22 protein-coding genes and 4 pseudogenes are annotated in these 22,387 nt (G+C 54.2%); 2 read left to right on the forward strand and 24 right to left on the reverse strand.

The window, feature by feature from the left end:
* The first annotated feature begins 170 nt into the window (after positions 1 to 170).
* Positions 171 to 1,253 (forward strand): annotated as a pseudogene (locus tag ABNF92_RS03700) (IS630 family transposase).
* A 31-nt stretch (positions 1,254 to 1,284) separates the two neighbouring features.
* Here the strand turns inward: ABNF92_RS03700 and ABNF92_RS03705 are convergent.
* The 20 genes and pseudogenes from ABNF92_RS03705 to ABNF92_RS03800 form a co-directional block, all read right to left on the reverse strand.
* Positions 1,285 to 2,373: an IS630 family transposase gene (locus ABNF92_RS03705; RefSeq protein ID WP_349343477.1), complete on the reverse strand. Its 1,089-nt coding sequence runs from the start codon at positions 2,371 to 2,373 to the stop codon at positions 1,285 to 1,287.
* Between the two features lie 77 nt (positions 2,374 to 2,450).
* Positions 2,451 to 3,635, reverse strand: coding sequence for a benzoate/H(+) symporter BenE family transporter (locus ABNF92_RS03710; RefSeq protein WP_349343478.1), 1,185 nt, complete (start codon positions 3,633 to 3,635; stop codon positions 2,451 to 2,453).
* Positions 3,636 to 3,893: 258 nt separating this feature from the next.
* Positions 3,894 to 4,100, reverse strand: a pseudogene (locus ABNF92_RS03715) (transposase); the annotation flags it as partial.
* A 31-nt stretch (positions 4,101 to 4,131) separates the two neighbouring features.
* Positions 4,132 to 4,365 carry a hypothetical protein gene (locus ABNF92_RS03720; protein WP_349343479.1) on the reverse strand — a complete coding sequence of 78 codons (234 nt, stop codon included), beginning with the start codon at positions 4,363 to 4,365 and terminating at the stop codon, positions 4,132 to 4,134.
* Positions 4,366 to 4,403: 38 nt separating this feature from the next.
* Positions 4,404 to 4,595 carry a 2-hydroxymuconate tautomerase gene (locus ABNF92_RS03725; protein ID WP_349343480.1) on the reverse strand — a complete coding sequence of 64 codons (192 nt, stop codon included), beginning with the start codon at positions 4,593 to 4,595 and terminating at the stop codon, positions 4,404 to 4,406.
* 171 nt (positions 4,596 to 4,766) lie between these two features.
* Positions 4,767 to 5,354, reverse strand: coding sequence for a glutathione S-transferase family protein (locus ABNF92_RS03730; protein ID WP_349343481.1), 588 nt, complete (start codon positions 5,352 to 5,354; stop codon positions 4,767 to 4,769).
* A gap of 332 nt (positions 5,355 to 5,686) precedes the next feature.
* Positions 5,687 to 6,481 (reverse strand): 2-oxo-3-hexenedioate decarboxylase, encoded by a 795-nt coding sequence (gene dmpH, locus ABNF92_RS03735; RefSeq protein ID WP_349343482.1) that lies wholly within the window; start codon positions 6,479 to 6,481, stop codon positions 5,687 to 5,689.
* Positions 6,478 to 7,515 carry a 4-hydroxy-2-oxovalerate aldolase gene (gene dmpG / locus ABNF92_RS03740; RefSeq protein WP_349343483.1) on the reverse strand — a complete coding sequence of 346 codons (1,038 nt, stop codon included), beginning with the start codon at positions 7,513 to 7,515 and terminating at the stop codon, positions 6,478 to 6,480. The genes dmpH and dmpG overlap by 4 nt, the downstream gene beginning before the upstream one ends.
* Before the next feature lie 13 nt (positions 7,516 to 7,528).
* Positions 7,529 to 8,464, reverse strand: a complete 936-nt coding sequence (locus ABNF92_RS03745) for an acetaldehyde dehydrogenase (acetylating) (RefSeq protein ID WP_349343484.1) — start codon at positions 8,462 to 8,464, stop codon at positions 7,529 to 7,531.
* Positions 8,465 to 8,490: 26 nt separating this feature from the next.
* Positions 8,491 to 9,276, reverse strand: coding sequence for a 2-oxopent-4-enoate hydratase (gene dmpE, locus ABNF92_RS03750; protein WP_349343485.1), 786 nt, complete (start codon positions 9,274 to 9,276; stop codon positions 8,491 to 8,493).
* On the reverse strand, positions 9,276 to 10,148 hold the full coding sequence (locus ABNF92_RS03755; RefSeq protein WP_349343486.1) for an alpha/beta hydrolase: 873 nt from the start codon (positions 10,146 to 10,148) through the stop codon (positions 9,276 to 9,278). Before ABNF92_RS03755 ends, dmpE begins: the two co-directional genes overlap by 1 nt.
* Before the next feature lie 7 nt (positions 10,149 to 10,155).
* Entirely contained in the window at positions 10,156 to 11,616 is a 1,461-nt protein-coding gene (locus ABNF92_RS03760; protein ID WP_349343487.1) for a 2-hydroxymuconic semialdehyde dehydrogenase, read from the reverse strand.
* A gap of 31 nt (positions 11,617 to 11,647) precedes the next feature.
* Positions 11,648 to 12,571, reverse strand: a complete 924-nt coding sequence (locus tag ABNF92_RS03765; RefSeq protein WP_349343488.1) for a catechol 2,3-dioxygenase — start codon at positions 12,569 to 12,571, stop codon at positions 11,648 to 11,650.
* An 11-nt stretch (positions 12,572 to 12,582) separates the two neighbouring features.
* Positions 12,583 to 12,906 (reverse strand): 2Fe-2S iron-sulfur cluster-binding protein, encoded by a 324-nt coding sequence (locus ABNF92_RS03770; protein WP_349343489.1) that lies wholly within the window; start codon positions 12,904 to 12,906, stop codon positions 12,583 to 12,585.
* Positions 12,907 to 13,100: 194 nt separating this feature from the next.
* Positions 13,101 to 13,886 carry a 1,6-dihydroxycyclohexa-2,4-diene-1-carboxylate dehydrogenase gene (locus ABNF92_RS03775; protein WP_349343490.1) on the reverse strand — a complete coding sequence of 262 codons (786 nt, stop codon included), beginning with the start codon at positions 13,884 to 13,886 and terminating at the stop codon, positions 13,101 to 13,103.
* Positions 13,887 to 13,896: 10 nt separating this feature from the next.
* Positions 13,897 to 14,913 (reverse strand): benzoate 1,2-dioxygenase electron transfer component BenC, encoded by a 1,017-nt coding sequence (gene benC, locus ABNF92_RS03780; RefSeq protein WP_349344055.1) that lies wholly within the window; start codon positions 14,911 to 14,913, stop codon positions 13,897 to 13,899.
* Between the two features lie 74 nt (positions 14,914 to 14,987).
* Positions 14,988 to 15,482: an aromatic-ring-hydroxylating dioxygenase subunit beta gene (locus ABNF92_RS03785; protein ID WP_349343491.1), complete on the reverse strand. Its 495-nt coding sequence runs from the start codon at positions 15,480 to 15,482 to the stop codon at positions 14,988 to 14,990.
* 19 nt (positions 15,483 to 15,501) lie between these two features.
* Positions 15,502 to 16,857, reverse strand: a complete 1,356-nt coding sequence (locus tag ABNF92_RS03790) for a Rieske 2Fe-2S domain-containing protein (protein WP_349343492.1) — start codon at positions 16,855 to 16,857, stop codon at positions 15,502 to 15,504.
* Between the two features lie 341 nt (positions 16,858 to 17,198).
* A pseudogene (locus ABNF92_RS03795) lies at positions 17,199 to 17,846 on the reverse strand (IS630 family transposase); the annotation flags it as partial.
* Positions 17,843 to 18,334, reverse strand: a pseudogene (locus tag ABNF92_RS03800) (ATP-binding protein); the annotation flags it as partial. The pseudogenes ABNF92_RS03800 and ABNF92_RS03795, both read right to left, overlap by 4 nt.
* A 69-nt stretch (positions 18,335 to 18,403) precedes the next feature.
* Here ABNF92_RS03800 and ABNF92_RS03805 point away from each other — a divergent pair.
* Positions 18,404 to 19,777, forward strand: coding sequence for an IS1182 family transposase (locus ABNF92_RS03805; protein ID WP_349343493.1), 1,374 nt, complete (start codon positions 18,404 to 18,406; stop codon positions 19,775 to 19,777).
* Positions 19,778 to 19,904: 127 nt separating this feature from the next.
* Here the strand turns inward: ABNF92_RS03805 and ABNF92_RS03810 are convergent, their stop codons facing one another.
* The 4 genes from ABNF92_RS03810 to ABNF92_RS03825 all read right to left on the reverse strand — a co-directional run bounded on the left by ABNF92_RS03810 (position 19,905) and on the right by ABNF92_RS03825 (position 22,385).
* A complete protein-coding gene (locus ABNF92_RS03810) occupies positions 19,905 to 20,117 on the reverse strand; it encodes an ATP-binding protein (RefSeq protein ID WP_349343494.1) in 213 nt (70 codons plus the stop codon).
* Complete coding sequence (locus tag ABNF92_RS03815; protein ID WP_349343495.1) at positions 20,114 to 20,335, reverse strand: hypothetical protein; 222 nt, start codon at positions 20,333 to 20,335, stop codon at positions 20,114 to 20,116. Before ABNF92_RS03815 ends, ABNF92_RS03810 begins: the two co-directional genes overlap by 4 nt.
* Positions 20,336 to 20,476: 141 nt before the next feature.
* Positions 20,477 to 20,746: a hypothetical protein gene (locus ABNF92_RS03820; protein WP_349343496.1), complete on the reverse strand. Its 270-nt coding sequence runs from the start codon at positions 20,744 to 20,746 to the stop codon at positions 20,477 to 20,479.
* The gene (locus tag ABNF92_RS03825; protein ID WP_349343497.1) at positions 20,736 to 22,385 is read right to left on the reverse strand and encodes an IS66 family transposase; all 1,650 of its coding nucleotides are present in this window, start codon (positions 22,383 to 22,385) and stop codon (positions 20,736 to 20,738) included. Before ABNF92_RS03825 ends, ABNF92_RS03820 begins: the two co-directional genes overlap by 11 nt.
* Between the last annotated feature and the right edge of the window lie 2 nt (positions 22,386 to 22,387).

Consider the following 22,387-nt stretch of genomic DNA (forward strand, 5'->3'; position numbering starts at 1 on the left):
TTATGCAGTTAGTATCCGCATATTGCAGTTCAATAAAATGAAACGGAAAAAACCCTCATGATCACACGGGATAACCGTCAGGCAACCACTGCTATTTTTCCGTCCGGGTAATTCTTTAGCATAAATGTGCTATAATTCGGGTCGTTTTTCACCGGCTTGGAGATCCTGTTGTGGCGCGGAAACCAGCACCCTTTAATCTTACCGTGAATGATCAGTTGGAGCTGGAAGGCTGGTTACGGACAAGCAAATTAAGTCAGAATCTTGTTCAACGCGCTCGGATCGTTCTGGCTCTGAATGCTGGCGAATCACCGAAAGCGGTGGCCGAGCGACTGGAGACCAGTACGCCTACCGTTTTCAAGTAGCGTAACCGTTATATCAAGCAGGGTCTGAGTGGCCTGCAAGATGCTCCAAGGCCCGGACAGCCCAGGAAGCTGGACCGGAAAAAGGTCAAGTCGATTCTTGATGACACGGTCAAAAAGCTGCCGAAGGAATCTACCCACTGGAGCGTCCGGTTGATGGCCGAATATGCCGGTGTCAGTCGTTGGCAAGTGCATCAGATCTGGAAAGCCGCTGACCTGAAACCGCACCGGCTGAAAACCTTCAAAATAAGCAATGATCCGGACTTTGCTGAGAAGGTTTTCGACGTCGTTGGCCTGTACCTGAATCCGCCGGATAACGCGCTGGTGCTATCGGTTGACGAAAAAACGCAGATCCAGGCACTGGATCGCACTCAACCAAAGCTGCAACTGAAACCCGGCCAGATCGAGCGCCGTACCCACGATTACAAGAGGCACGGGACGACCAGCTTATATGCGGCCCTGAATATCCTGAACGGCGAAGTGATTGGGCGCATTACACAACGTCACCGCGCCAAAGAGTTTCTCGATTTTCTGCGACAAATTGATCGAGAAACACCGAAAGAGCAGGACCTTCATCTGATTCTGGACAACAGCTCGACTCACAAAACACCAGAAGTGAAAGCCTGGCTGGAAAAGCATCCCCGGTTCAAGCTTCACTTCACACCAACCAGCGCCTCTTGGCTGAATGCCGTGGAGGGCTGGTTTGGTCAACTGGAACGCCGCGCTTTGTACCGTGGCATTTTTACCAGTGTCGGCGAACTGAAGAAGGCGATTCGTCGCTTTATCCAAACTCATAATGAGAAACTGGCAAAGCCGTTCCGCTGGCACAAGAGTGCAGAATCGATTATGACTTCAGTGGCGCGAGCAAAGCTGAGTATTATTGATAATAAATAAACGGATTACCCAGACGGGATACTAGTGTCCTTTAACAAAGGTTCGTCTTATTATTCAGCTTATCGGAAAGACGAGCGATTGATGCAATGATTTGATCCGCTGTTTTGCGCCAGATAAAAGGTTTGGGATCGTCGTTGTATCTTGCCAGGTAGTCTTTAATGGAAGCCTCCAGTTCACGAGTGCTTCGGTGCGAGTTGCGCTTGATCCAACGTTCCGAGATCAGGCCAAAAAATCGTTCCACCAAGTTGACCCACGATGCTGATGTTGGCGTGAAATGAACGTGATAGCGGGGCCTTGCGGCGAACCAGGCTCGTACCTTTTCTGTCTTGTGAGTCCCGTAGTTGTCCATGACCAGGTGAACATCCAGATCTTCCGGGACCTCCCGGTCAATCTCATTTAAAAACGCCAGGAACTCTTTGGCACGGTGTCGCCTGTGCAGGCGTCCGATGACCTCGCCAGTGGCAACGTCCAGGGCTGCAAACAGAGTGGTAGTGCCATGGCGAACATAATCGTGCGTTCGCGTTTCGGAGTAACCAAACGACAACGGAAGCGCCGGCTGAGTGCGGTTCAGCGCCTGTATCTGGCTTTTCTCGTCCACACACAGGACCATCGCCCGGTCAGGCGGGTTCATATACAACCCGACAATGTCGTGAACCTTGGCCACAAAATGGGGGTCAGTCGAGAGCTTAAAGGTCTCCAGACGATGAGGCTTTAACCCAAACGCCCGCCAGATCCGGCTGATGGCCATGGCATTGAGCCCGGTTTCCCTGGCCATCAGCGTGGTAGACCAGTGGGTCGCATCCTTGGGCTTGGATTGAAGCGTTTTGTTGATAACGTCTGTTACCTTGTCGTCATTAATACTGCGTGGCCGGCCACTTCTCGGGGCGTCTGTCAGTCCCGCCACACGAAACTGCTCGAACCGCTTACGCCACTTACTGACGGTCTCTGCCGTTACACCCACTCGCTCGGCAATCACTCGTCCGGGCAAGCCCTCAGTGCTCAACAGGATCATTCGTGCGCGTTGCTGCTCGGCTGCCGGCATCTGTCGCCGCCGAACCCACGACTGAAGCTCATCGCGTTCTTCATTTGTAATGATCAAAGGAACAACGGGTCGGCCCATTGCAGTAGCTCCGTCAATGCTTTCTGCAATTATAACCTTAAACTACAATTTATTCGACGAACTTTCGTTAAAGGACACTAGTTTGCCATCATTACCCTTCGCAGGCTGTCACGCTCGAGTAGCCAGGACGCTATCAAGGCGAACACGAGACCCCAAAACGGAGCGCCAATATTCAGGATAGGGACACCGGCCACCGACACTACAAAGGCGACCAGAGCACCAAGTGGACACTCGCCACAAAAGGCGCCTTGGAAAGCGCCCTGCAGCGCCCGGATCATGGCAAGTCCGCCGATTAGCCCAACCAAGGCAAGCGGTAGCGCCAACGCAACGGCAGTTGCAACCGGTGCAAACAGGCCAAAAATAATCATTAGGATCGCGAAGACCATGCCGCCGACCCATTGCCGATGCTGCGCACCGCTGGACACGAGTATCGCGTTGGTCGGCCCGGTAAGACAGGCGGGCACCGAACCGACCAGCGCGAACAGCATTGAGCCCAGCCCGGATCCCACCGTAACAGCCTTCATGGGCGGTGGATGATCGACCTGCTGCAATACCGCAAAGCCCTGTGCATTCTGAATACCCAGAACAGTGATCATGAGCGGGATGACCAACTCTACTAGGGCCTGCAGCGAGAACTCCGGCATGTACACAATAGGACGCGCCATCAGCGTCGGCACCACTCCCAATGGCGCGATGCCGCCCGTAGTCCATGCTACCGTGCCACCTGCGAGCAACGCGGCCAGCACTGGAGGCAGTCGCCTCCCTAGCGCTGGCAAGGCAGTAAAGAGCAGAAAGACCCCGAGGCTTACGGTGGCGAGCAGTGCATTACCGGTAAACGCGGTGACCACTTTGACTCCCAGCGGCAGGAAAACCCCGGCGACCATCCCCATGACGATGGACATGGGAATGCCGCGCATCAACCAGTTAATGAGTCCGCTCCAGCCAAGCAAGGTGATGAGTATAGCAGTTACCCAATAGGCCCCGATGACTTCCGCAAAGCTCATGTGGTCGAGGGCCGATGGCAGGAGCAACGCGCCCGGAATCGTCCAAGCCATCCCAAGCGGCTGCCGGTATCGCCAGCAAAAGTACAGAGTCAGCACCCCACTGAGACCGTAGGCACCGAAGATCCAGGAGGCAAGATCCAAATCACTCAGGCCGCCATCACGACCCACCGTGATGAGGATAGCCAAGGGCCCCGTCACTCCGAAAAGAAAGGCAGTTATGCCGTTGCTAAGCAAGTGACTATCGAGGTGCTTTGACATTTTTCTTCTCCATTAAAGCCGGATATTCATGAGGGTTGCTGAAAGCGAAGATAGAAAATGGTAATTTCTAAGGAAATCAAACGGTTCTAGAAGCCTGTCGGATTTGCACCTGACAGGCGTTATTTAAAGTTGTCTCGTTCGCTTGGCTTCCCAAGTTTGCCTGTTAGTGGTCATCAGAGAGTCCAAGTTGACCTCTATGTAACCTTGAGGAACACCAGATCGGCCTTTGAGAGGGGGAAAGGCTCTCACTGCGCCCATTTTCAACACGTTTATCCGCTTCACATTCCACGCCAGCGTGGCTAACGTCCACTCGCCCACCACCTTGTCCAGTCCCCTCATCGAGAACTGTCTCAAGCCCATCACCTGTTTGATAATTCCTAACACGGGCTCCACCATCTGTTTCTTCAGTGCATACAGTGCTCGGCCAGTTTGGGTTGCTAACTAGTATTTCATTTGTATCATCGGATGCGAACCAATCAAACACGGATAAGGGGTGTCAATCACGCGCCACCACCAGTGACGGCTGGGTGTTCTTCTCCCTGCCCGCCTGGACATTGGCTTTGCTGAAATACTCTGTATCGGCCAGTTGATTAGTAACGGGGCCGAGGTTCAATGCCACATCGTTCACAACAACGCCCTTCGGTACCAGACGGCGCAGACTGAATTGGGCTTTGGCGCCGCCCAATGCTTTCGTCTCACACGACAGATATAGTACTGGCAATCTGTTCACAATATACCCCGGCAATCCACATTGACCTGGAGACCTGTCTAGGGCCTGACTTTACTGGCAGGTTTACCGGCTATTCCGAAATGGTTTTTTGGCATTTCGGTGATGATGACCCGCACACGCTGAATCGGTGAATCGATGGTGCGGGACATGGCTTCCGATACCTCCCGGATAAGGTTCTCCTTCTGTTCATCGGTGCGCCCTTCAAGAATGTACAGCTGTGCTATTGGCATGGTGTTTCCTCAAGTAAGATCAAACAGAAAGTTCCTCACCCGTTCCGGGCTCGCAGGCACAAACGCGGGGTGAGCGGCCATGCGCCCAAGCCATTGAAGAATACCAGGAAACTCTTCGGGAACCGCAAAATCACTGGCTAACGCCAGCGCAAACCTCGGAAACAGGCACACTCAGCCAGAGTTGGCTGGTTGCCGGCCAGGAAGTGCTCCGCGCCGAGAGCTGTTTCCAGGGGCGGCAGCCCTTCCATGAATCCGCGACCCCCCTGCACGAATTCTGCTCTGGTCCCACTCATTCTCAGGTTTATCGCGCTTCTCGAACACCTCTTCCCGGATACTGCGCCCCAGAACACTATCGCCATATACCATCCAGCATCGCGCCTCCGCCCGCTGGCTGGGGGAATCAGGCAGCAGCTCCGGGCCCGTTTCTGCCAGATACTCCAGCAAGGGCCTGGAGTCCGTCAGCACCAAATCCTCGTCTATCAACACCGGCACAGTGCGATTGGGTACCAGCCTCTGCCATCGGGCAAGTACATCCAGATCTGACCGGTCCAGGCTGTCTGCAGCTCTTTCCTGAAGGTACTCCGCCACGAAGTCCAGTCTGTCATGACCCCAGAAAATCTGATCGCCGATGACAAAGGTGTGGCCCCCTACAAAGCCCTTTTCCTTTGCTTCCTGCCAGTTCCGGTCAAGCCGGGCATGGTTTTCAGGATCATCAATTGCCCTGCAAAGGCTTTCCATCCAGTCCGATGCTTTCAGCAACCGAGAGCAGCACATCGGTATCGCCTATATCCGGCCCTCTGACCATTCCGCTCGAATCATCGTCACCAGGGCCTGAACAAACCTCCGTTTTCCGCCAGCGGGGGCCTGCACCCACCCGTGTCGGCTCCGTGGTTTTTGGAGGAGGAGTTAGCGACAAAACGAACCAGCGCGCCCAGTAGCCGCCATATAATATTGAGATGATGTTGGTCGAACACCTCGAACATGCGACTGCAGGCCAGGTAGAAGTATGAGCTACGAAAGTTGAAATACAGATACAGGCCAATAGCCTTTATCATAGGTTTTGTGCTCCAGCGGCAGTATTTGCTGAAGTTCTAGATGAACCTCCCGGACACGGTTCCCAGTCCCTGGTAGCGCACGGTGATGTTGTCACCGGGCTCAACAGTAATCGCGGCGGTAATGCCACCGGTCATGATGAAGGTACCAGTCGGAATGTGTTCGCCACGCTCGGCCAACAGATTGGCTAGCATGGCAACGCTGGAGGCCGGATGGCCCAGTACCGCAGCACCCGCACCTACGTCCACCACTTCACCGTTCTTCTCGACCACCACGCCCAGGGTTTTGAGATCGACGTCCGCAACATCGGCCATCTGACCACCGGTGATAAAGCGCGTGGACGAAGCGTTGTCTGCCACCACACTCACCAGGTCAAACTTGAAGTTCTCATAACGAGAGTCGATTACCTCCACCGCGGGAATCACAAAATCTGTTGCTGCAAGTACCTGACCAATGTGACAACCCGGTCCTTTTAGCGGCTCCTTGGTGACAAAGGCAATCTCTGCCTCGATTTTCGGGTGGATCAGTTCCTTGGTGTTGACCACACCACCGTCAGGGACGCTGAAGTAATCGGCCAGGAAGCCATAGATCGGCGTTTCCACTCCCATCTGCGCCATTTTGGCCCAAGAGGTGAGTCCCATTTTCATACCAACTACCTTATTGCCACGGGCTTCCTTCCTACGGCGGATCTCCCACTGCACATCGTAGGCATCCTCGAAGGTCATATCCGGAAAGTCGTTGGTCACCTTGGTGATGTCATGGGCCTGAAGTTCGGCGTTTTCCACGTGTTCCGCCAGGGCCAGGACCTGTTCACGGCTCAATGTCTTGCTCAAGCGTTCCGCTCCTTCTGTGCCGCCAGCAGATCCAGCGCCACATCCACGATCATGTCTTCCTGGCCACCCACCATGCGGCGTTTGCCCAGTTCAACGAGAATATCCACAGTCTTCAGGCCGTACTTCTGCGCCGCCACTTCGGAATGGCGCAGGAAGCTGGAGTAGACACCGGCGTAGCCCAAGGCCAGGGTTTCACGGTCTACTCTTACCGGGCGGTCCTGCAGCGGGCGCACGATATCGTCGGCCGCATCCATCAGGGCGTAGACGTCGGTACCGTGCTCCCAGCCCATCTTGTCGAAGGCGGCAATACACACTTCCAGCGGCGCGTTACCGGCGCCCGCGCCCATGCCGGACAGGGAGGCATCGACACGGTCACAGCCTTCCTCGACCGCCACGATGGAGTTGGCCACACCCAGGGCCAGGTTGTGGTGGGCGTGGATGCCGGTTTCGGTTTCAGGTTTCAGAACGTCTTTCAGCGCCCGGAAGCGGTCGCGGATGTCGTTCATGTTCATGGCACCGCCGGAGTCGACGACATAGAGGCAGGTCGCACCGTAGTCTTCCATCAGCTTGGCCTGTTCCGCCAACCCTTGGGGGGTCTGCATGTGGCTCATCATCAGGAAGCCGACGGTGTCCATGCCGAGTTTTCTGGCGTGCTCAATGTGCTGCTTCGACACATCCGCTTCGGTGCAGTGGGTGGCCACCCGCACGATTCTGGCGCCGGCGCTGTAGGCGTTGTCCAGGTCGTGGACGGTGCCGATGCCCGGCAGCAGCAGGGTGGCGATCTTGGCGTGTTCGGTGACTTCGGCCACCGCTTCGATCCACTCCAGGTCGGTGTGGGCACCGAAGCCATAGTTGAAGCTGGAGCCCTGCAGGCCGTCGCCATGGGCCACTTCAATACTGTCGACTTTGGCTTTATCCAGGGCCCGTGCAATGTCCTGCACGTTCTTGATGGAGTACTGGTGACGGATGGCGTGGCTGCCGTCCCGCAGGGTCACGTCGGAGATATAGAGTTTCTTGCCGGGATTGAATGTCATGGGGATATCCTCCTCAGTTGACCAGCGATTCGGCAATGCGCTCGGCGGTGCCCAGCGCAGCAGAGGTCATGATGTCCAGGTTGCCCGCGTAGGCCGGCAGGTAATGGGCGGCACCTTCCACTTCCAGGAAGATGGAGGTCTTCAGGCCGCTGAAGCGGCCCAGGCCCGGGACGTTCATGGGCTGGTCTTCGGGAATCACATCAAACTGCACTTTCTGCTTGAGGCGATAGCCGGATACGTAGCTGTTCACCGCCTTTACCATTTCCTCGACGGAGGCTTCTACTTCCGCCTGATCGGTGGCATCGGAGAGCACATACACCGTGTCCCGCATCAGCAGGGGTGGTTCAGCCGGATTGAGGATGATGATGGCCTTGCCTTTCTGGGCGCCGCCCACCACTTCGATGGCCTTGGAGGTGGTTTCGGTGAATTCGTCGATGTTGGCGCGGGTACCGGGACCGGCGGATTTACTGGAAATGGATGCGACGATTTCCGCGTAATGCGCCTTGGCGACGCGGGAGACCGCTGCGACCATCGGAATGGTGGCCTGGCCACCGCAAGTGACCATGTTCACGTTGCCTTCCTTCAGGTTCTGCTCCAGATTCACCACTGGCACACAGTAGGGGCCTATCGCAGCGGGGGTCAGATCGACAATCTTGATGTTTTCCTTATGGCCCCGCAGGAACACCTCGTTGTGCATGTGAGCCTTGGCGGAGGTGGCATCAAAAACGATGTCGATGTCGGCGAATTCCGGCATCTTCACCAAGCCATCCACGCCTTCGTGGGTGGTCGCCACGCCCATTCGCTGGGCGCGGGCCAGACCGTCCGACTCCGGATCAATACCGACCATCACACCCATTTCGATGTGCTTGCCGTTGCGCAGGATCTTGATCATCAGGTCGGTGCCGATGTTACCCGAGCCGATGATCGCTGCTTTGATTTTCTTGCTCATAGCCTGTTCCTCATTGTTCTTGTCGGTCATGCGAAGCGAACAGATGCGCTTCCAATGCCACCTATGTCTACGCGCATATAGTCACCGGCCTTGACCGGCTCAAGGGGTACCAACGAGCCGGACAGAATGACTTCTCCGGCCTTAAGGGAAATACCGAACTCACCCAGCGTATTCGCAAGCCAGGTAACACAATTCACCGGCGAACCCAGTGCCGCTGCACCAGCACCGGCGCTGATCACACTGCCGTTCTTCTCGACCACCATCCCGCAGGTAACCAGATCCACCTTGCGAGGAGACACCGCTTGGTCCCCTAGGACGAACAGTCCGCAGGAGGCGTTGTCGGCAACGGTGTCCTGAATGGATATCTTCCAGTCCTGGATGCGGGAATCGACGATTTCGAAGCACGGCATGACGCACTCAGTCGCGGCCAGAACATCCGCATTGGTGATACCGGGCCCCGTCAGATCTTTCTTAAGGATGAAGGCGATTTCGCCCTCAGCTCGGGGGGCAATCAGCCGATCACTGATGGGCATCACCTCGCCACTGTTGAACACCATGTCGTCGGTGAGATAGCCAAAATCTGGCTGATGAACATTGAGCATGTTCTGTACGGCTTTGCTGGTAACGCCAATCTTCTTGCCGATGATCGAGGCGCCATCCGCTAAACGACGTTCCAGCATGCGCAGAGAAATGTGGTAGGCGTCGTCAATACTGATCTCCTCGCCACGGCTGGTCAGCGGTGTGACCGCTTCGAGGCTCAGCATGGCCTGGTATAACTCGTCGCCAAGTGCCTGAATTGTAGACTGTTCCATTAGTTACCTCGGGCAGCGACCTGGTCGGCTTCGCTCAAAAAATCGTTGACCAGCCGGGCAAAACGACTGGCATGTTCAATCTGCGTCCAGTGGCCACAGCGACCGAACACATGCAGCTGAGCCCGGTCAATCAGTTCAGCCAGTCGGTAGGAGGCTTCAAGAGGAATCACTTCATCTTCCCGGCCATGGATAATCAGGATTTCGTGCGGCAGTGCCCGGATGTCTTCTTCCGGGCTGGCCAGGTTGTCAACCCAGCGCTGACGCGGAGCCGGGAACATGGCCGCGAACGACTCCTGGAAACCGGGGCGGATGCTGGCCTGATAGCGCATTCCCGCCAGTTCTTCGGTGAGCAGGTTTTTATTGAACGCGAACACATCCATCAGGCGGTGCATGTTTTCAAGGGAAGGCTCGTAGCCCCAGACTTCATCCAGCCCCTGGGTGATCGGGAACCTGACGCCAGCCGAGCCCATCAGCACCAGACGACGAATGCGCTCCGGGTACGCGATCGCCAGAGCGAGAGCCAGGCCCCCACCGAAGGAGTTGCCTACCAGATCCACTTTCTCCAGATCCAGGGCGTCCATAACACCGATGGCATGGGCCACCCAGCGTTCCCGGTTATAGGTGTTGTCCTCCGGGCGTTCGGTGTAACCGAAGCCAAGCATGTCCGGCGCCACCACACGGCGATGCTTCGCCAGCTCCGGAATCACCAGGCGCCAGTTGGCCCAGGCGGTGACACCGGGGCCGGAACCGTGGATCATCATGACCGGAACATCACTCTTAGCATTATCGGCACCATGGTCATGCACGTTGGTGCGGTAGCCGGCGGCGGTTATCTCACGCCCGATTTCGGGACTATTTTCAGGTGCAGTCATGATCAGCTCACAATTTCACGCAGATGTTCTTCATTTCGGTGTAGAACTCCAGGGAGTGCACACCACCCTCGCGGCAAATACCGGACTGCTTGCTACCACCGAACGGTGTGCGCAGATCACGGAGGAACCAGCTGTTGACCCAGATAATGCCCGCCTCAATCTGGCCCGCTACCCGGTGGGCGCGGGTAATATTCTCGCTCCAGATTGCCGAGGCGAGCCCATAAGGCAGGCTGTTGGCCAGCTCAATAGCCTCCTCCTCGGTGTCGAACGGACACAGGTGGACACAGGGGCCAAAAATCTCATCATTAATCACCGCCGAATCTTCCGGCAAACCGGTCCAGATCGTGGGCTCCACCCAGGCACCCCCAGCAAGCTCTGCCGGCATATCGGGAACACCGCCACCGGTAACCACGGTGGCGCCGTCATCAACAGCTTTCTGGTAATAGGAAAGAACTTTCTCGCGGTGTTTGAGGCTGACCAGCGGGCCCATGTTGGCCTCTTTGTCATTTGGCGGGCCGATCTTCAGGCTTTCCGCGGCTTCTTTCATCCGGCCCACAAACTCGTCGAAGATGGAACGTTCGACATAAACCCGCTCGGTGCCCAGGCATACCTGGCCACAGTTGGCAAAGGCCGAGCGCATGGTGCCCTCGATCGCCTTGTCCATGTCACAGTCGGCAAACACCAGGCCGGCATTCTTGCCACCCAGCTCCAGGGAGATGTCCCGGATACCTTTGGCGGCGGCCTTCATGATCACTTCGCCCGTGCCGGTCTCTCCGGTGAAGGTAAAGCCGTCTACCTGTGGATGCTCGGTCAGATAGGCACCGGCGGAATCACAGCCAAAGCCATGCACCACGTTGTAGACGCCATCCGGCACACCTGCTTCTTTCATGACCTCGCCCAGTAACGCAGTGGTGGTCGGCGTCTCTTCCGACGGCTTGACCACCACGGTATTGCCACAGGCCAGGGCCGGCCCGACCTTCCAGGTCATCAGCAGCAAAGGCAGGTTCCAAGGGCTGATCACGCCAATAACGCCTTTGGGACGACGAACCGCGTAGTTCAGGGCCCCGGTACCATCCGGAGTGGGCATCTCAAAGGATTCGGTGGGCACGTTCTTGATCATGTCCGCGAACACTTTGAAGTTGGCGGCGCCCCGGGGGATGTCGATGTGGCTGGCCAGGGATTTTGGCTTGCCGGTATCAAGGCACTCTGCCTCCAGGAACTCATCAAAACGGGCATTGATACCATCTGCCACCTTGTGCAGGATACTGGCACGTTCCTCCAGTGTCATTTTGCCCCAGGGGCCGCGCAGGGCCGCTTTCGCGGCCTTCACTGCGGCATCCACTTCGTCCCGGCCAGCCTCGTGAACCTTGCTGATCACCTTGCCGTTGGTCGGGTTGACGTTGTCGAACAGCTTGGCGCTGGCCGAGCTAACGTACTGCCCGCTGATGTAGTGCTTAATGTCTTTCATTGCAACTTCGTCCTGTTTCATCCCTTCGGAATCACGTAAGAACGGTCATAAAGCGTTCGTTCAATGTCCGATCATGGTAAAAAATCGCTTTACCGAGCTCCTCGGTCTTCCAGGTGACCGGTTTATGATCCGGGTAGAAATAATCACCACCGCAGAACACCTCGTTACGGTTTCCAGATGGATCAAAGAAATAGATGGTTTTGCCATGGGTCAGACCGTGACGAGTCGGCCCGATATCGATGGACGTATCGGTCATGGTAATCAGGTCCGCCGCCCTAAGAACGTCTTCCCAGGTTTCCAGGTGGAAAGAGGCGTGATGGAACTTACCTTTTTCTTCGTGGTGGATGAAGGCGATGTCATGCTCTTTCATAGACACAGTCAGGAACTGCGCCACCCGAGTGCCTTCCGGGTCCAATACTTGCTCGGCCAGATCAAAGCCGAGAACTCTAACAAAAATGTCGTACGTCGCAGCCAACTCCGGACCGTAAAACAGGCAATGGTCAAAGCGCACGGCCTTCATTCCCTGAAGACCACGAGGCCAAGCCTCCGGATTAACGCTGGAAAGGCCCCATTTGCCAGTATAGAGCTTTTCGGCATAGAGTTCGAAGGCGTGGCCAGAAGGCACTGTGAAGCGAACACGACGACCGCAATCCTTCAACTCCTCTGCAGGAACCTGCTCAACTTCAACGCCGTAATCCACCAAGTCTTTTTCAAGCTGAACCAGGACCTCTTCGTTCAGCACCTTGAAGCCCATGAAATCGCAGCCGGGTTCGTCGGCTTCCACCAGCACCACAGAAAATTTGTCGACTTCCGTCCAGGCTTTCAGGTAAACACGACCCTGTTCATCACGGTCGGTTTCAATCAGGCCCATCAAGTCTGTGTAGTGTTTGACGGCTTCCTCAATGTCCAGAACGCGGATCTGAACGTGGCCGGGACGCATAACACCTTTTTTCATGACGATTACCTCTACGGTTTTGTTTTTGTCTGTTCGGCGAGTGGCGCTGCAGGTTGCGGCATACACTCGATCATCAAGTCGGTTCTCGGGTAGATCCGGCAGGCCAGAACTTCGCCTTTTTCAACGGCTTCCGGCGGGGCATACCGCTTACTCATCTTGCCGCACTCGAAATGTCCTTCCAGAACCCGGATCTTACAAAATCCGCAGCCTCCACCCCGGCAACCAACGGGCACACACTTCAGCCCCCGCTGCTCTATGGCCTTGAGTACACTCTGGCCCTCCTGGCAGGCAAAACAATCTCCCGTTGTGCGGTTGAAAACTTGGAACCCGGACATACCCTCCTCTCCCAGTCAGATTTACTTGAGGAACCCAAACTCGCGTTTAAAGCGCGCCTTCGGCCCGCTCCCGAGTATTGCTCCATTATTAGTCGAAAACTGCATTACTTAACTTCAGGAGAACACGAACAACCAACGTGCTCGGGGGGGCGTAATTAGTGCGAACCTATTAACTTTTAATTGGAGCAAAAAGGTCACCCCTGATAGCCACCACCAACAGGCAACACCGTACCCGTGATATAGGAAGCCTCGTCAGACGCCAAGAAAAGTATGGCATTAGCCTGTTCTTCCGGTACGCTATAACGCTTCATAAAGCTCATTTCAGTAGCCTCATCGACGATAGCCTGATACCATCCTTCTTCTAATTGGTTTAAAGCTTTGCTATTACGCGGAATTCTTCGCTCGCCAACATCAGTACCACCGGGCGCAACTGCATTGACACGGATTCCATATTTGGCATTTTCAAATGCCAGACACACCGTCAAAGCGTTTACGCCACCCTTTGCGGCTGCGTAAGGCACTCGGTTAGTGCTTCGGGTTGCAAGGGATGATACATTCACGATCACTCCACTTTGCTGTTTTTGCATCTGTGCCAGGACAGCATGGGAACACCAAAGGGTCGGAAACAATGAGCGCCGAATCTCAGCTTCGATCTGCACTTCCTCGTAAACTTCGTAGGGCTGGACCCAGATCGTACCGCCAACATTATTGACCAAAATGTCGATGCGACCAAAATAGCTTACTGTCGACTGGACTGCCTTGCAGGCACCTCCGTATTGTTCCAGGTCGACTACGCTGACCCGGACGTCTGCCGCACCGGCAGCCGATGCCTCCTCGGCCACTTCTTTGACGATCTCGGAGCGATCCACCAGCATCAGGTTGGCTTTTTCCGCCGCCATCTGGAGAGCAACCGCTCTACCTATGCCCTGAGCCGCGCCGGTCACAATGACGACTTGGTTTTCAAAACGTTCAACTCGCATTTAATTCTCCTCATTTACTTGCCGCAAACTTTTCATAATGGAAGCTAGCTGGCCGAATGCCTTTTTCCTGTATATAGTCGTTGACCGCTTCAACCATCGGAGGGGGACCACAAAGGTAGATGTCAACATCGCCATCTTGCAGGTGACCGGGTTCTATGTAATTGATGACGTAGCCCTTATGGGGCCAATTACTCTTTTCTGACAATACACAGGCATCGAACGTAAAGTTTTCGATAGCGTTGGCGAACAACTCCAGCTTGTCCAAGTGAACTAAGTCAGCATCGTGAGAGACGCCGTAAATCAGGTGGATAGGGTGTTCACTGTAGCCTTGTTGTATCTTTTCGAGCATCGCTAGAAATGGTGCCAGGCCGGTGCCGCCAGCTAGCATCAACACCGGGCGATGGATTTCACGCAGGTAGAAACTGCCGAACGGAGCGCGCAGAGTAATGCTCTCACCGACTCTGGCCTTCTCTACCATATAGGTGCTCATCAAGCCTTCAGGTACTATACGAATCAGGAAGGATACCGACTCATCGGCTTGGCTCACCATGGAACTGAAGGAGTACGCACGCCATTGGTCAGTCCCTGGCACCAGAACGTTAGCATACTGCCCCGGCAGAAAATGCATAGCACGTACTTGATCACCGGCAACGGTGAATGACAAAGTCGATTCTGACAAGCGATTGATCTTGACCAACCTGGCTTGTATGTCAGCTTGCTGGCTGCGTATACAGACCTCAGAAGAAGCCGGTACCGTCACAACGCAATCCGACTCCGGAATCATCTGGCAGGTTAAAACGTACCCGCGTCTGGCCTCCTGTTCAGTGAGTGCATCCTCGATATAACCGTCCATCTCAAAAATGCCGGATTCACAGTGGCACATACATGTTCCACAAGCTCCATCACGACAATCGAGCGGAATATTGATTCCAGATCGGTATGCAGCGTCCGCCACCGTCTCCATTGGCAAGGTTGTAATAAATCGAGTGACGCCGTCCTCAAAATTTAGCGCTACCTTGTACATTATATATTGCCTTTACATCAAATGGTTAACCCTAATAGGCGAGTGCGAAAAGCTCAGACCATAACTTTTTAAAGACATTAAATATGATAGATATCAACCACATGATGTATATAGTCATTTTTTAATACGACTTTCTTTCTCGAAATTAAAAAACCCCCACCTTCATCAATGATTAAATCTACGAAAGTAACACCAAAATATGTATCCACTACGTTATATCTAAAACTCTTTGTTGTCCAGTTAAACCGAACATTACATACTTGATTAGAACAGTCTACTACTTCAATATTGCTTATAGAATGAAGCGTCCTCGGAGCAGGCTCACTGCTTGCGCCCGATCGATCAGTTTGGATACGAAAGACTCGATCTTCAAGACCGTCACGATTTTCATAATATATTAGTGAAATTTCGTTCCTTGGGTTACTTGTAATCTCCCCATCATCATCCCAAGATGGCATCCAGAATTCGACATTTTTATCATAGTGACAAAGCCAGCGCTCAAAATCTTGATCGTCTAAACAGCGAGCCTCGGAATACAAAAACTTGCAGATATCTTCATAATCAAAATTCATGTCATCTCTCCAAAGAGGTTCATTTTTTGTAAATAATTTGTCCTTCTTCATCAGGTATATTTTTTAAGATATTAGCCCAATGCTTGTGTTGAACTACGAACAGTCCTTCATCCTCACTTTTCGCACCGCTTAGTAGAGGAAATAAATCTATATCCTTAGCTGCTTCATCCTGCCCCTCAATCCAATGCTTAGCCCCTCGACTAAGATCATTCCAAGGTGCTTTGGAAGCTAAAAAACCCTCCTGACACGAGCGAAATTGTTCTAAATCATCTGGTGTTGCCATACCAGAAGCATTAAAGAAGTCTTCATATTGTCGAATGCGTCTATTACGTGAATTATCACTTTCATTTTTTGGAGCGAAACAATATATCGTTACTTCAGTTTTATTCGGAGAGATTGGGCGGAAGTGACGGATCTGGGTGCTCGTTTGATCCATCAAAAAAACATTTGGGTATATCCCCAAGTTCCTTATATTCGAAATCATCCAATCGGCTCTGTTTTCACCGTACTTTCTGGACAATTCTTCTCGCTTTTCAGCCAATGGTCTATCCTCAGGATTTGGTACTTGCATCCATAATAGAATGTGCCCATTCTCGAAAGCATAAAATCCTCCTTTTTGCTTATTCCAAGTGCTAAGATCCAAACTTTTTGCATTATCAGTAGATAGACCCTGCTTCCTTCTTGCAACTGCGGCAACATAATTCCAGTGTACAGCTGAAACATGGTATCCATCTGCACCATTTTCTGCTTGCATCTTCCAGTTACCATCGAACGTATAGGTGGAAGCACCTCTTAGAACCTCAATACCATCTTCCGACTGGTTGACTATCATATCGATTATTTTTGTGGATTCACCCAAATAATCACCTAACTCTTGCACATCAGGATTCAGGCTTCCAAAAAGGAATCCACGATAAGAATCAAATCTTGCAACCTTTTTGAGATTCAGCTCTCCTTCACAGTTGAATGAATCTGGATAGCCTGAATCTTTTTCATCCTTTACTTTTATCAGTTTCCCAGAATTATTAAAAGTCCAGCCATGGAAAGGGCATGTCATGACCGATTTATTACCTTTCTTTGTCCGACAGAGCATCGCTCCTCTGTGGGTACAGACATTGAGGAAGGCATTTAGAACACCGGCTTTATCTCTCGTTATAATTACTGGCTGTCGCCCAATGTATGTCGTAAAGAAATCGTTATTATTTGGAATTTGGCTTTCGTGTGCAAGATATACCCAGTTCCCCTCGAAAATATATTTCATTTCTAGTTCGAAAATTTCTTCATCAGTAAAGGCATCCCTCCTTAACTTATAGATACCTTTTTCCTGATCCGCAACAAGCATTGATTCGATTTTTTCTTTTATACGATGTGACATATAAGACCTCACCACTTCTCAATTGATAGAGAATACACCATCTTTTATTTGACAACGTGCCAGACTGCCAAGTCGATGTAAATATAAAAAGTCCCTTGCCTGCCAAGCGAAGGGACGAATAGACTACATCGAGACCAACAACAATGGTTCACTTAGATAATCTCTGAATTAGTCTGGGATCGAAATCCGCAGACTGCAATTATTATCCCGTTTCTGCACCTGAAACAATCATCAGCAGCCTGCATGAGATCTTGGGTCCGGGTCCATTTTGAACCTGACCTGAATCAGTGGGATGGACTCCTCCCCCTCTGTCAGCTTAGTGTCCCGTCTGGGTAATCCGTTTATTTATTATCAATAATACTCAGCTTTGCTCGCGCCACTGAAGTCATAATCGATTCTGCACTCTTGTGCCAGCGGAACGGCTTTGCCAGTTTCTCATTATGAGTTTGGATAAAGCGACGAATCGCCTTCTTCAGTTCGCCGACACTGGTAAAAATGCCACGGTACAAAGCGCGGCGTTCCAGTTGACCAAACCAGCCCTCCACGGCATTCAGCCAAGAGGCGCTGGTTGGTGTGAAGTGAAGCTTGAACCGGGGATGCTTTTCCAGCCAGGCTTTCACTTCTGGTGTTTTGTGAGTCGAGCTGTTGTCCAGAATCAGATGAAGGTCCTGCTCTTTCGGTGTTTCTCGATCAATTTGTCGCAGAAAATCGAGAAACTCTTTGGCGCGGTGACGTTGTGTAATGCGCCCAATCACTTCGCCGTTCAGGATATTCAGGGCCGCATATAAGCTGGTCGTCCCGTGCCTCTTGTAATCGTGGGTACGGCGCTCGATCTGGCCGGGTTTCAGTTGCAGCTTTGGTTGAGTGCGATCCAGTGCCTGGATCTGCGTTTTTTCGTCAACCGATAGCACCAGCGCGTTATCCGGCGGATTCAGGTACAGGCCAACGACGTCGAAAACCTTCTCAGCAAAGTTCGGATCATTGCTTACTGTCTGGCGTCAACTATCTTGTCCGGGTGTATCAGCCGGTCAACGGCTGCTACTGTCATCATGCTGTCCGGGAATATTTGATCCCACTCGCTGAATGGCTGGTTGGCCGTGACGATCAAGCTGCCACTCTCATAGCGGTGGGCGATGAACTCGAACAGCACCTGGGTTTCGGCATCCGTCTTTTTCACATAGCCGATGTCGTCGATGATGATGACCCGGTATTTATCCAGCCGTGTCATGGCGGTCATCAAGTCGAGGTCGCGTTTGGCTTGTTGTAAGTGCTGAACCAGCGCTATGGCAGGGAACAGTTTACAGCGCACGCCCTGTTCGGTTAGTTGATGGCCCAGTGCATTGGCAATATGGGTTTTGCCAGTGCCGCTGGGGCCTATCAAGAGCACATTGTCGGCATGGTGTGCCCAGTCACTGTCTTGTTGCAGCTTGACCAGTGCGGCGTTGCAGGGGCGGCTAAAGCCGCTTTGATCCAGCGCCTAGCAGCCTGTCGGACTTAATGGGCCAGTATGAGATAATGCTGACCTTAAATAAATCACGAATCAGCCATGAGTAACTTTCGTTCTTTCGACCGTCACACGGCCTATTTGCTTCCGCCATCCGTTGACGATTGGTTACCCCAAGACCATTTGGCGCGCTTCATTGTTGAGGTTGTCGACGGCCTTGATCTGCGCTCAATGGTGAACGCCTATGGTGGGCGCGGCAGCGCGGCCTATCATCCATCGCTGCTGTTGTCTCTGCTCATATACGGCTATGCCACCGGCGTGTTTTCCAGCCGCAGGATCGAGCGGGCGACCTACGACTCTGTGGCCTTCCGCTTTATTTCGGCTGGTGCGCATCCAGACCACTACACCCTGGCGACCTTTCGTCGACGTTTTCTCGGTGAACTGGCCGACTTGTTCGTTCAGGTTCTCGAAGTCGCACAGGAAATGAAACTGGTAAAGCTGGGCACCATCAGCCTGGACGGGACCAAGGTCCAGGCCAATGCGTCGCGCCACAGCGCCCTGTCCCATGGCCACATCGAGAAGATGGAAGCTCAGCTCCAGGGCGAAGTGCAGGAACTGCTGGCGTTAGCTGAGCAGGCCGACCAGTCCAATGTCCCAGATGGAATCAGCCTGCCGGAAGAAATACAGCGCCGGGAAGATCGGCTTAAGGCGATGGCGGAAGCCAAAACGAAGATCGAAGCCCGGGCCAAAGCGCGTTTCGAGCGCGAGCAAGCCCAGTACCAGGCCAAACTTGCCGCGCGAGAAGAAAAGCAGAAGAAGAACGGCAGAAAACCAGGCGGTCGTCCACCCAAGCCGCCCACGGCTGGCCCCAAGGCAAAAGATCAGCTCAATCTCACCGATGAAGAATCGCGCATCATGCCAGTGGCCGGTGGCGGCTTCGAGCAGAGCTACAATGCCCAGGCAGCTGTCGATGCAGACAGCATGCTGGTGATGGCACCAGCGGTTACCCAGGCCTGTAACGACAAGGAACAAGTCGAGCCGATGCTCGCGCAACTGGCCGCATTACCGGAGTCGTTGGGCAAAGCTGACACACTGCTTGCCGATACCGGGTATTTCAGCGCCAAAAATGTCGCCGCCTGCGAAAAGGCCGGCATCGATCCGCACATCGCCGTCAAACGGGAAAACCACCACCAGCCGCCGTTGGCGCGATTCGCTGAACCGATGCCAATAACCGAAGGCAGTACGCCGGTCGAGCGCATGGTGCACAAGCTACAAACCCAAGCCGGACGCACGGCCTATGCCTTGTGTAAGCAAACCGTCGAGCCGGTATTCGGCATCATCAAGTCGGTGCTCGGATTTCGTCAGTTCTCGTTACGCGGACTGGACAAAGTGAGCGGCGAATGGGCACTGGTTTGTCTGGCCTGGAATCTGAAACGCATGGCCGTACTGCGTCCGAAATCCGCCCAATGGGCCTGAAATGGGGGCAATTCTGCTCGTTTTGGGATTATTGGGCGCTGTAGGTCACAATTACGCACCAAGATAGTGCGAAACCTGTTTGGATAAGCAGGGGCAAAAATATGCCAATGCTAAGTCCGACAGGCTGCTAGAAGGTTTTGTTCGCGGCAAGCTTTGCCTCCCGTAGCCACTTCTGGGTACGGCGCTGGTAGCGGTCAGAGAGTTCGTGCTCACACAGGGCCGCCAGATAATCGGTGTGCGACCAGTGCTTTTCAACGGCCGTTTCCCAGAGCGATTGATAGTGACGATGGGAGGCCGGCAGACGGAGTTCTTTAAGCAGTAAGGCGACGGAGTCGGTCATATCGACGCCTCCTGGCTGCGGATCGAAGACAGCAAATCGTCATAACTGACCAGAGTGTGTTGACTTGAAGCTGAGAATTCGAGGTCGGGATTGCCGCGAAGGTAGCGTGACTGGATCTCGGTAATTGACGCGAACCGGCCGGCCCGGGCTTCTATCAACAGGTCTTCCCCCAGCGATTGCTCGTCATCGTATTCGAAGGCCAGCCGCAGTGTTGTCACGATCCACTTGCAGGCTTCACGGGGTTCAAGATGCGTATCGGCGAGTTGCCAGAGTTCGCGGTAGTTGTCGTCCGGCAGCAGATCATCACGTAACTGAGAGTAACGGAAGGCCGTAAGCGTTCATTCCAAGACGTAGTTGACCTACTTCACGTCACGGAGAGGCCTCAATAACTCCGGCGAGACCTTGTACTGTTTGGTGCCGTCCTCGGCCAACACGATCACACTCTTGCGGTTGATCTTGGTGACGATCCCCAGCACCGGTCCTTCCCGGCCCTCGAAGGTCACTTTCAGGCCCACCCGCAACTGGCTCAGCGCCTGTAGATTTTCCTGATCCCTCAGTTCGTCGATGCGCCGGCAGATGGTTTGATTCAGTTCCAGCAACTGGTCGATGCTCATGTCTTCAATGCGCATGAACGGCCTCCGGCTGTTTGTTCTGTCGGTCAGGGTGGCGTGGGTCGATCAGGGCCCGTAACGGGTTCTCCGCGAACCGGGTTTTCCAGAGGCGCGGGGTCAGGTCGCTGACTTCACGGGCCGGGTGCTGGCTGATGCGTTGCAACACGTCCACCAGGTAAGTGTAGGGGTTAATATCGTGCAGCTTGCAGGTACTGATCAGGCTCTGGATGATGCCCAGGTGTTCCGCGCCCAGTTCGGTCCAGCAGAACATCCAGTTTTTCTTGCCCATGGGGATGGGGCGTAGCGCCCGTTCCAGGTGGTTGATGTCTGGCTGCACGTCCGGGTCTTCCAGGAACACGGTCAGGCTGGCTTCGCGGCTGAGCACGTAGTTCAGGGCTTTGGTCAGAGGATCGCTGGGCAACAGCCCGCCTTGCTCCAACTGATCCCGGCACCACTGGAAGAAGTCGCTGACCACCGGCTTGGAGTGCGCCAGGCGGTACTGGCGTTTCTTCTCGCCAGTCAGCCCTTGAGCGTTGATGGCCTCTTCATTCCGGTACAGCGTCGCGATCCGTTGCAGGGCCTCGGTGACAGTTTCCGGGTGAGCCTTCTGCGCGTCGATAAAGTAACGGCGACTGTGCATCCAGCATTGGGCATGGGTGACGTTTTCCTGGGCGGCGGCATAACGGGCATAGGCCGCGTAGCCGTCACTGATCAGCGTGCCACTGAACGACTCGCTGAGTACCTGTTCGATGTGGGCGCGCCCACGGCTGTTCGAGTAGGTGAACACCACCTCGTCGGCATCGCCGTACAGCGGCCAGAACCAGCCGGATTTCATCTTGCCTTTTTGCGGGCCGGCGCGACCCTGGTGGCCGGCCTTGACGGGTGTTTCATCCATGGCCATCACCCGGCTGCGCAATACGTTGTCGGTCTGGGCATCTACGATGGGGCGAAGCAGGTCGATGGCACGCTTCACCAGGTTGGTCAGGGTGCTGCGGCTGACGGTGATGCCGGCCTGCTGGATGCGTTGGTGTTGACGATACAGCGGCAGGTGGAACTGGAACTTGTCCACCAGCAACCCGGCCAACAGGCTGACATCGGCCAGGCTGTTATCCAGCACGTTGAACGGAGCCGGGGTGGTGATGGGCTTCTCACTGCCCTTGCGTCGGAACACCGGCCGCTCCACCTTCAGCACCACATAACTGGAGGCGCGCTGGGCCAGGCGGTAGGTGGTCTTGCTGCCGATCACTTCGTACTGATCGGCCTCTGGGCCGGTCAGCTCCGGTGGCAGGTGTTCAATGACTTCCACCGGGACATCGGCGGTAAAGCGCAGTCCGGTGTCGTTCAGGCAGTCGTCGTCCCGCTGCTTTTTGCCGGTGCCGCGCTGATAGGCCTTAATGGTGCGTTTTTCTGCATCATCAGGCTGCTCCGGCAGCGGTGCTTCATCGGGCTGGAACAGGCTGTCCTGTCCTGGCAGGTCATACACTTGCTTCTCGGATTTGGGACCGAACAGCTGTTTCTTGAACCAGTCCAACTGATGGGTCAGCTGGCGAATGGCCTCCGCCTGAGCGCCCAACTGCTCCCGCAACACGGCATTCTCCTCGGCCAGGGCCGAGTAAGAAGGTGCGTTGGAAGAAGGAGTGGAAGCCGTTGAATTCATGG

It is taken from the genome of Marinobacter sp. MMG032 (genome assembly GCF_040112695.1).
Taxonomy (GTDB): domain Bacteria; phylum Pseudomonadota; class Gammaproteobacteria; order Pseudomonadales; family Oleiphilaceae; genus Marinobacter; species Marinobacter salsuginis.